Below are 9,819 nucleotides of genomic sequence, written 5' to 3' on the forward strand. Positions count from 1 at the left end.
ATTGGCATGCCGTTTTGCTTGAAGTAGGCCGGAACAAGCTTTGCGCAGTTCCGGCAATCCATTGGTAGTACAATGCAATTGCCGGAACTGCGCTGCGCTTGTTCCGGCCTACAGTTAGAGCGAACGATCTAAAGTAAATACGCATTGGGCGATGCCGAGGCGGTATAACAATCCAGCACCCTGTTTTGGTGAGAACAAACCGGGAAGTTGTTTCGTGATAATTCCTAAGTAGGCCGCTTACGTCATTCCACAAAAAAAGGGGCGAGCACTTTCGCGCTCGCCCCTTATCCGTTTATCGCTTTCGGACAGCGTTAGTCTTTGACTTCGAAGTCGGCGTCGATTGCGTCGTCATCGTTGTCGGCAGCCGCGGATGCTGCTGCTGGTTCACCTGCGGCAGCATCTTTGCCGCCTTCGGCTTCGGTCTTTTCGTACAAGACCTTGCTGAATGCTTGTGACGCAGCATCAAGTTCCTCGGTCGCTTGCTTGATCGCGGCAACGTCTTCACCTTCGGACGCTGTCTTGACCTTATCGATCGCAGCGTTCATCGGTGCTTTATCGTCGTCGGACAGCTTGTCATCATTCTCAGTCATCAGTTTTTCAAGCTGATAGACCTGCTGACTGGCCTTGTTCTTCGCTTCGACCAACTCAAACTGCTTACGATCCTCGTCCGCGTTGGCTTCGGCATCTTTCTGCATTTGTTCGATCTCGTCTTCGCTCAATGCGCCCGCTTCCTTGATCTGAACCGATGCTTCTTTACCAGTCTTTAGCTCCTTGGCCGATACCGCCAAAATTCCGTTTTGGTCGATGTCAAACTTGACTTCGATCTGCGGCACGCCGCGCGGTTGCGATGGAATGCCTTCCAGATTGAATTCGCCCAACAAACGGTTGCTGGCCGCCATCTTGCGTTCCCCTTGGAACACTCGAACGGTAACCGCGGTTTGACCGTCGGCCGCCGTGCTGAACACGTTTTTCTTTTCAACAGGGATCGTCGTGTTGCGTTCGACCAATGCCGTCATCACGCCGCCTTCGGTTTCGATACCCAAGGTCAATGGCGAAACATCCAACAACAAAACGTCTGTACGATCGCCAGCCAAAACACTGCCCTGGATCGCGGCACCCACGGCAACGACTTCGTCCGGGTTAACGCCCTGGTGAGGTTCTTTGCCGAAGATGGTTTTGACGAGTTCGCGAACTTTGGGAACGCGAGTACTACCGCCCACCAAAACGATCTCGTCGATCTCATTGGCACTCATCCCGGCATCCTTCATCGCCTGCATCACAGGTCCACGGCATCGTTCGACCAATGCGTCGATCAATTCCTCGAACTTGCTGCGACTGACCTTCATCGTCAAGTGCTTCGGTCCCGAAGCGTCCATCGTGATGAAAGGCAGGTTGATGTCGGTTTCAGGAAGCGTACTGAGTTCCTTCTTCGCTTTTTCGCAAGCTTCTTGCAAACGCTGCAAAGCCATTGGATCGTTGCGAAGATCGATACCGCTTTCTTTCTTGAACTCATCGGCGACGTAGTGAATCAACGCTTCGTCAAAGTCGTCACCACCGAGGTGTCCGTCACCCGAAGTGCTGATGACCTGGAAGACGCGACTTTCCTGATCGTCATCGCCTGCGTCGGCGACTTCCAGGATTGAAACGTCGAACGTACCACCACCCAAGTCAAAGACTGCAATCTTTTCGTCTTTGCTCTTGTCCAGACCATACGCCAAAGCAGCAGCCGTCGGTTCGTTGATGATTCGCGCGACTTCCAGACCCGCGATCTGACCAGCGTCCTTGGTCGCTTGTCGTTGAGCGTCGTTGAAGTACGCCGGTACCGTGATGACAGCCTTGTTGACCTTGTGGCCCAAGTACGACTCGGCGGATTCTTTCAGCTTACGAAGAACCTTGGCCGAGATTTCTTGCGGCGTGTAAGTTTCGTCGCCGACACCAATTTTAACGTACTCATCAGCATCACCAACGACGCCGTAAGGCACCATCTTTTCTTCGGATTCAACTTCCGAATGTCGCCGACCCATGAAACGCTTTGCCGAGTACACGGTGCGTTTTGGGTTGGTGACCGCTTGCCGACGCGCGGGTTCGCCCACGATCGTTTCGTTCTTGTCGGTGAAAGCAACGACGCTGGGCGTCAATCGGTTGCCTTCGGGGTTGGGAATGACTTTGGGTTCGCTACCTTCCATCACGGCCACGACACTGTTGGTCGTACCGAGGTCAATCCCGATGATTTTTTCGCCTTGAGCCATCTGCGTTTCTCCTTCGCTGTGAAACCGTCAATCGTCGCCCAGTGAGGCGCTTTTTGAGTCCAGTAAATTCGTTGTTCGTCAGTAACTATTCGTTCGTCAGTAATTCATTTTCAGTGCAATGCCGACCCGGACTTGCCTGAGACGACGGTGCCGCCGGTGGTCCATTTCGTCAGGCCCAGCGGCATCGGGGGACAGGAAACGCAAAGGCCGTGCCACTTGCAGTATTTTTTATCAGTGAAACAATGGGCCGCACGCCTGATGGCCCGGTATTTGGCTGCTTCGGGGCACTTATTGCCCGCAATTGCTTGTATTTTTGGCAGTCGCCGTTTTTGGGGCTCTTGGCGTTCAAACGGCGGCGTGTCATTTTGACAGATCTCAGACGTGCATCTTCCCAATCGTAACGTTTATCACGAAGAATCGATCATGAGCGAATCCACCGACGTTGCGGAGCAATTGACCAGCGAAATTGACGAGGTCGATCGTCAGTTACTGGCCCTGCTTGCCCACCGCCGGCCGTTGGTCGAACGCCTCGTTTCCGGTTCAACGCAAAGTCGTGTCGGCCAAGTCGCCGACGCAGCCGGCCGCATCGAAACACTGGTCGCAAATCTAGCCGACACCGCCGAGACATCCGGCATCAGCGCGGCCAACAAGATCGCATTATTAAAACACGTTTCCAGCGTTTGCCTGGCGTCGATCCGACCGCTGCGTGCCGCCTACCTTGGCCCGAAGCACAGCTACAGTCATCTAGCAGCGATCAAGTTTTTCGGCGACGCGATCGAGTTGGTGCCGGTGGCGACGATTGAGTCCGTGTTCGATTCGATCGAAAAGGGCGAGGCGAATACCGGAATCGTGCCGATCGAAAACAGCACCGATGGTCGCGTCGTTGATACGCTAGGAATTTTTGTTCGCCGCGAAGTCAAAATCTGTGGCGAAGTCGTGTTGCCGATTCATCACAATCTGCTTTCGCGAACACCACGAACTGAAATCACCGAAGTGCAAAGCAAACCGCAAGCGCTTTCTCAGTGCCGTGGTTGGCTGGCAAGAAATCTGCCCTCGGCAAAGCTGGTCGAAGTCAGCAGCACGACCGCGGCAGCGATTGCGTCGGCAAATACGCCCGGCGTTGCCGCAGTGGCAAGCATCGAAGCCGGACGCGAATACGAACTCGACGTGATCCAAGCAGGCATCGAAGACAATCCCAACAACGTGACACGGTTCGCAGTGCTGGGACCAACGATGATGCAGGCGACCGGCAACGACAAGACAGCGGTTCTGTTTCAAATCAATCACGAACCCGGCGCGCTGGCCGACGCAATGATGGTGTTCAAGGATGCTGGTTTGAATTTGACCTGGATTGAATCTTTCCCCGCGATCGATGCACCCAACGAATACTTCTTCTTTGTCGAACTGACCGGACACCGCGATGACGATTCAGTGGCATCGGCATTGGACGCACTTTCAAAACTGACGCAGCGGCAATCGATTCTCGGTTCGTATCCACGCGCCAGTGTGCCGTAGCGTTTGATACAACTGGGGGCGGAGGAGGCGACCTGACGAATCAACCGGGTGCTACGCACCCGGCAACGAGCTGCCGGCCCGCTGGGCCTTACTGTCCGCTCTTAGCCTTTCACACTCATTGACGGTAGCTCATTTTCCTCCGGTTGCCTTATGCCGAAACAAACCTATCCCGTGTTCACGTTCCTGCTGGCGATGTGGTTAGTCTATTTCGTCGATCTGGCGATCCCCGCTGACCTGACTCACCTTGGTTTGTTGCCGCGCAGCCTGCGCGGTTTGTTGGGCATCGTGACGGCACCGTTTCTGCACGGCGGTTTGGGCCATTTGATCGGCAACACGATTCCGCTTGCGATTTTAATGTCGCTGACCATTGCATCGCGTCACCGCGCGTGGATGGTTATCGTGGCGATCATCCTAATCTCAGGCTGCTTACTTTGGGTCGTCGGCCGAAGTGCGAATCACGTCGGTGCCAGCGGTTTGGTGTTCGGGCTCTGCACATTTCTAATCACGGTCGGGATTCGCGAACGCAAACTCGCTTCGCTCGGCATCGCGATTCTGGTGATCTTTTTATTCGGGACAACACTGATCTGGGGCGTCGTCCCGTCATTCGGCAGCCAGGTTTCCTGGGACGGCCACCTGTGCGGAGCAGTTGCCGGATTGGCGGTCGGAATTTTTACGACCCAAAAAGCAACAGCGTTCTTTTAGCGTGCTTGATTGAACATCGTCATAGGCCGGAACAAGTCTTGCGCAGTTCCGGCAATCCAAAACTGATCAATGCAACTGCCGGAACTGCGCTAAGGAACATGCGACTTTTTAGAGTCGCCTTTCGCTCGGGACGTCGCATCAGTTACTTCGCGTTAGGCCCGGAGGGCCTGCAGCTCCCTGCCGGGTGCGCGAGCACCCGGATGGCTGCCCCACATCAATTCTCCGTAACCAATTCTCTGGCTCGGTTTCGCGGCTACGCCGCGAAACCGAGCCAGAGAATTGGTGAGATAGAACGCTGCCATCCGGGGATTTACATCCCCGGCAGGGAGCTTCCGGCCCTCCGGGCCTATTGCTCAGTAATTGATACGACGTCCCCTGAGAAAGGAACTGCGAAAGGCGACACCTATTCCCCGCTCGTTCCTAAGCTTGTTCCGGCCTACATTATTGTTACGTTCCTACGTTCCGAATCCGCTTCGGAAGGCGGCGAAGTCGGTTAGGCCGATGATGCCGTCTCGATTCGCGTCCAAGTCGCTGCGGTAGTTATCGCCGCCAACTTCACCGCCGAAAGCTCCTCGGAACGCGGCAAAGTCGGTCAGGCCGACCGATTCGGATGTCGCATCGGTTTCACCGTACTTACGGAAAAACTGGTCAATCACAATCGGGTCGTCACTGCCGTCTTGGACCGTCGGGCGGAAACGCAGTTCGTAATTACCGTTGTCCAAGGTTGGCGGAACTGCCGGATTGTTGCCGCTGATGACACCCGGACCAGGTTCAAAGGTCAACGTCGAAACACCGCTGCCGTCGTTGGACACCATGATTCCACTAATCCTCTGATCGTTATCGGTGTTGATCAACACAAAGTCACCGGGAACCGCATTGACGTCTGAATCGAAGACAACTTCAATCGAAGAAATTTCAGAACGGGTACCCGTAACATTGTCGATCCTGGCCGATGAGATCGATGCAATCGTGACGGCGTAGTCCTCGACTTCTCCGTCCAGTGCTGCACCAGTCGGCAACAGATTACCAACCGTGCTGACTCGAACTCGAGCGAACGTAACACCGCTGTCTGCACCGGAGGGAACCGTGTAGTTGAGTGTTTGCAGCCCTGAATTGACTGCCACGCCATCCAGAATTTTCTCGCTCAAGTCCCAAACGCCATCCTTGTTGAAATCGATCCAAGCATCGACTCTTGCATCGCCAGCGTTCTGCAGTTCGATATTGATGCCCGCATTGGCACCGGCAACAATGTCACCAAACATGACACCGTCTTCGTCGTTGACGCCAGTGTTGTCATCTTCATCGGCGAGTGCGGACGCGATTCCATCGGCTTCCGAATCACGCTGTTGCCCGAGCGTTGGACCAACCGGAATGTGTCTTGCACCGTTGTCGGCCAGGGAAACCGGGTAGTCAGATGCGAACGAAGTTTCGCCGGTTTGCTGTGCGGCAAGAGACGCAGTCGGCGCGTCGCCAAAATCAAACGCATCAATGCTGCTGCCAAGTTCTTGAATTGCAGCGCCGCTGAGTCCGATAAGATCCTCGCCACTTGTGTTGGTAACCGAGATTACAATTTCGCCATTCGCATCGGCGGTCGCAGTGATCGCATCGGCCTGCAGATTATTAGCGGGATCGGCCACGTTGCCGTTGACCATCAATACGCCAAATCCTGCCGCTTCAACGCCCATGACGAAGGGTGCTGGATTGGTAATGCCAGTGATCGTTACCGTATGGTCACCCTGATTGCTAACTTGCCGTGCGGCAAACAACCAAACGTTGTAATCCGTTCCAGGAGTCAAATCGGACCACGTCAAATTGATCGACGAGCTGGCAAATCGGTTCCCATCAAGCCCAGCGAGCGATGGAGAATGATCAGGCAGATTCGCTGGAGCACTCGAGTCGGAAGTGGAGCCACCGCCGACAATCGAAGTGGCGAGGTCAATGGCGGTAGCGATTCCCAATTCGTTGATCAAATTGGTATCGTTACTGCTAAAGGTGTTTGTGATCGTCGTCCAGTTTGTTGGCGTGCTGTCGATACCATTGGGGCTTTCAAAGTCGACGCCCACCAGCGAACCGACGTCGTTATCTTGCGTGACAACACGAACGACTCGCGTATCCACTTGATCGTAACTGTCATCGGTCGTCCCAGACGCGTCAATGGAAAGCGTCACGGTTGATCCCACGCCTCCGTCAATCTCTGAATCATCAACTGCGGATACAGCCACAAGTTGGTCAACGTTCCAATTCGTTTCGTTGAAGGTTAGCGTCGTTGGGGAAATAGTCGCTTCGGTCGCATCACTGCCTGCAAGATTGATGACCACCGTTCCGGTTGGTTGTGATTTCAAAGAGACGTTTAATGTGTCCTGCGTCCCGACTTCACTGACGATTGTCGAATCACCCGACTGAACGACATTGAAACCACGGGTGCCTTCGGCAATTTCTTGAATCGCTACCGCCGACAAATATGCACTATCGATTAACCTACCACCCGTCTTAGTCACCGAAACTGAAATGACCCCGTTGGCATCGGCTTGGGCAACCACCGCGTCGGATTCCAGTGATCGATCTGGTCTCGAGATCCCATCATTGACTAGCAAGCCATTGCCAATTGGCGTGGTGTCTTGCGAAAACGGCAACGGGTCGCCGGTGCCACCCGTGATCACAATCTCCTGAACCGCGTTTTGAGCGAAGCTTTCAGAGGTCAAAAAGTAGAGGTTGTAATCGGTGCCCGGTGTCAATCCATTCCAAGTCAATTGAATCAATCGATCCGCCGATCTTACACCGTCGATGCCCTCAAGCCGCGGTGATCGCGATGGAACCACGCTGGGCTCACTTGGATTGAGTCCAACACTGTCAAAATTATCGAGTGTTAGCCCAACGCTAGTCTGAATTCCATCTTCACGAATCAGGCTGGACAACGAGTCGCTAAAGAACCCCGTAGAACGGGTCCAGTTTGTTGGGCTATCACCGCTGAACGTGTCAAAATCAACGCCGATCAGTGGTTGCAGTTCGTCGTCAGCTATTTGAACCGACACCGGATTGATTAAAGTCGTTGTTGGGTAGGCCGGATCAGAACTGGCAGTGATCGAGTGAGTGATCGTTCCAGCGTGAACCCCCTCTTCGATTGTGTCGTCAAAACCACGTACAAAGATGGTTTGCGTTTCCGTGTTTGCCATCGCAAGCGTGACGCTGGTTGCGAAGGTGATTCCGTCAGTACTGATTTCGGTTTGTGCATCCGCATCAATCGTGACATCCAGCGAACTGGTTGGCGTTGTATTCAAGGCAATCGAATACTGATCAACATCGTTTCCGCCCAGCACACCGTCTTCGTTTACCACTGTTGTCCCGCCCGTTTCGATGATGGTGACACCAGCGGCGTTTGGGGCAGACGTAATTGAAAAATCAGCGTCCGAAATATCGAAGAACACATTACCGATTCCGCGGATTCGCAACCGAGCATCGGCCGCATCGATATTGGGCACCGTCAATAGATGACTGCCATCGTTGGCCGTCGAAGCGATCAGTTCCAGCGGATAGGTCAGGCCACCGTCAAGCGATAAGTCGATCGCGACATTCGCAGCATTGATTCCGTTTGCGTTGGTTCCGGCAACGGCCCAGGTGATCGTTTGTGTCGATCCACCGGTCCAATTGACCGCTGTATTGGGCGTCGTAATCGCAAACGGAGTCCCCGTGTCGACGACTGAAACCAACACGTCGTCCGAGTTCACGCCGTTATTTCCGTCGCGTACAGTCGCGCGAAAATTAAGCGGACGAGTGGTCGTGGGCAGGACTTCGCCAATCGGCGCAGTGTCAGTACCGCTGACCAGGTCGCTTAGCTGCGGAAAAACCCGATTGGATTGAGTTGACGGCGAAAACGAACGAAACAACGGGCTGCTTCCATTGTCAGAAATGGGCAGACTCATCGATGGGCCGAGATCCAATTGTTCCCACGTGTACGTCAGCGTATCGCCAACGTCGGCATCGAATCCAGTTGCTGTAAGTTCAAAAGGCGTCCCAGCCGGAATCGTAAAGTCGGATCCCGCAACGATGGTTGGCGGAGTATTGCCTGTCGCGGTGATCGAGTTTGGTGGTGCGTTTGCCGCAATGTGTTCTTGGATGGCTTCAAAACTTGATGCGTGCAGATATCGATCGGTCCTCGGTTGCAAGTCATCGCTTCCGTTTGCGTCGGCAGAGATTCCAGCGTAACTCATCAGAGTTGTGCCACTGCCAGGTTCATAGGCAGTGTCTGCCTCTCGATTGCCGATCGCCGCACCGAACGCGTCTGCATTAAAGGTATGCTCTGCACCAAACTGATGTGCAAATTCATGAGCAACCAAATTTACCCAGTCGAATCCTCGTGGGTCAGCGCTGGTGCTAACGCCAGCACCTTTGAACGACCCTCCAACGACACCCAAGCCTGCTAGTCCAGATCCGCCACTTGGAAAAGTTCCAAAGGCGTGACCAATGTCGTAACTGTTGCTGCCCAAAATCCCATTCAGGATCCCGGTGTTTTCCGCGAGCATTTGACTGGTATTGCCGTTATCGAATCCATCGGTGCTGGAGTTTGTGAAGATCGTATTCGTTCCAGAAACTAACTGGAACGAAATCGAAAGTTCTTCTTCAAAGATTTCGTTGACCTCGTCAACCACCGACTCAATCGCCGCGAGCGCCGCAGCTTGCCCACCGAAAAAGCTGGTGTACTCGGCCGTCGCACTGATCGCCAATCGATAATTTTGCAGCTCACTTCCAACGGACAGGTTGTTGCCGATCGTAGCGGACAACACCAAACGATTTTCAAGCCGTTCGGCCATCATCCTGCGTCGCGTCGGAACACCGTTTCGCGGTCGCCTGCGCCGAGGCTTTTGGTTCCGTGACGTCTTGCGAGAGTAGATACCTAACATGATGAACGATGCTTCCTGTCTGAAAGAGTCCGCAAATTTTGATCAATTCACTTCAAGCAATGCTAACGACAAATCACAACAGGTGGCGTCGTTTCCGCTGCAAAATCACTCGGTAAACTGATTAATCGGTGCCGCAACCGATCGGCCTACCCGGCAAGGGGGTTCCATTGACTTGTTTTTGGAATCCTGAGCAGGAAGAAGACGATTCGAATCGTTTGCAAGAGCCTTTGGATTTCTTCAATCCACCGTTAAAAACCAAGGGCCGGTCCCTGGCCTGATGGAAATCATTGCAACGCAGCAAATTGGGCAAGCTGCACCATGGCAGGCAACACATACTGCAGCGATGTGAAGCGTAGTGGCAACGGCACATTTCCCTATTCGCCAGCATGTAGGCCGTAGCGAGCCATAGCGAGTTACGGCAATGTGCGCAACGCCGTAACTCGCTATGGCTCGCT

The 9,819-nt window shown here is 54.0% G+C and carries 4 protein-coding genes; 2 read left to right on the forward strand and 2 right to left on the reverse strand.

Features of this window, described 5'->3' with window-relative positions:
* Positions 1-311: 311 nt before the first annotated feature.
* On the reverse strand, positions 312-2,249 hold the full coding sequence (gene dnaK, locus RC85_RS16260) for a molecular chaperone DnaK (protein WP_068264721.1): 1,938 nt from the start codon (positions 2,247-2,249) through the stop codon (positions 312-314).
* Between the two features lie 423 nt (positions 2,250-2,672).
* Here dnaK and pheA point away from each other — a divergent pair, with 423 nt between their 5' ends.
* Both pheA and RC85_RS16270 read left to right on the forward strand, forming a co-directional pair.
* The gene (pheA, locus tag RC85_RS16265; protein ID WP_068264732.1) at positions 2,673-3,764 is read left to right on the forward strand and encodes a prephenate dehydratase; all 1,092 of its coding nucleotides are present in this window, start codon (positions 2,673-2,675) and stop codon (positions 3,762-3,764) included.
* A gap of 150 nt (positions 3,765-3,914) precedes the next feature.
* The gene (locus RC85_RS16270) at positions 3,915-4,466 is read left to right on the forward strand and encodes a rhomboid family intramembrane serine protease (protein ID WP_068264723.1); all 552 of its coding nucleotides are present in this window, start codon (positions 3,915-3,917) and stop codon (positions 4,464-4,466) included.
* Positions 4,467-4,921: 455 nt separating this feature from the next.
* On the opposite strand, the gene RC85_RS16275 is transcribed toward RC85_RS16270, so the two are convergent.
* Positions 4,922-9,364 carry a reprolysin-like metallopeptidase gene (locus tag RC85_RS16275; protein WP_084422743.1) on the reverse strand — a complete coding sequence of 1,481 codons (4,443 nt, stop codon included), beginning with the start codon at positions 9,362-9,364 and terminating at the stop codon, positions 4,922-4,924.
* Positions 9,365-9,819 lie beyond the last annotated feature (455 nt).

This window comes from Rubripirellula obstinata (assembly GCF_001642955.1).
Lineage (GTDB): Bacteria > Planctomycetota > Planctomycetia > Pirellulales > Pirellulaceae > Rubripirellula > Rubripirellula obstinata.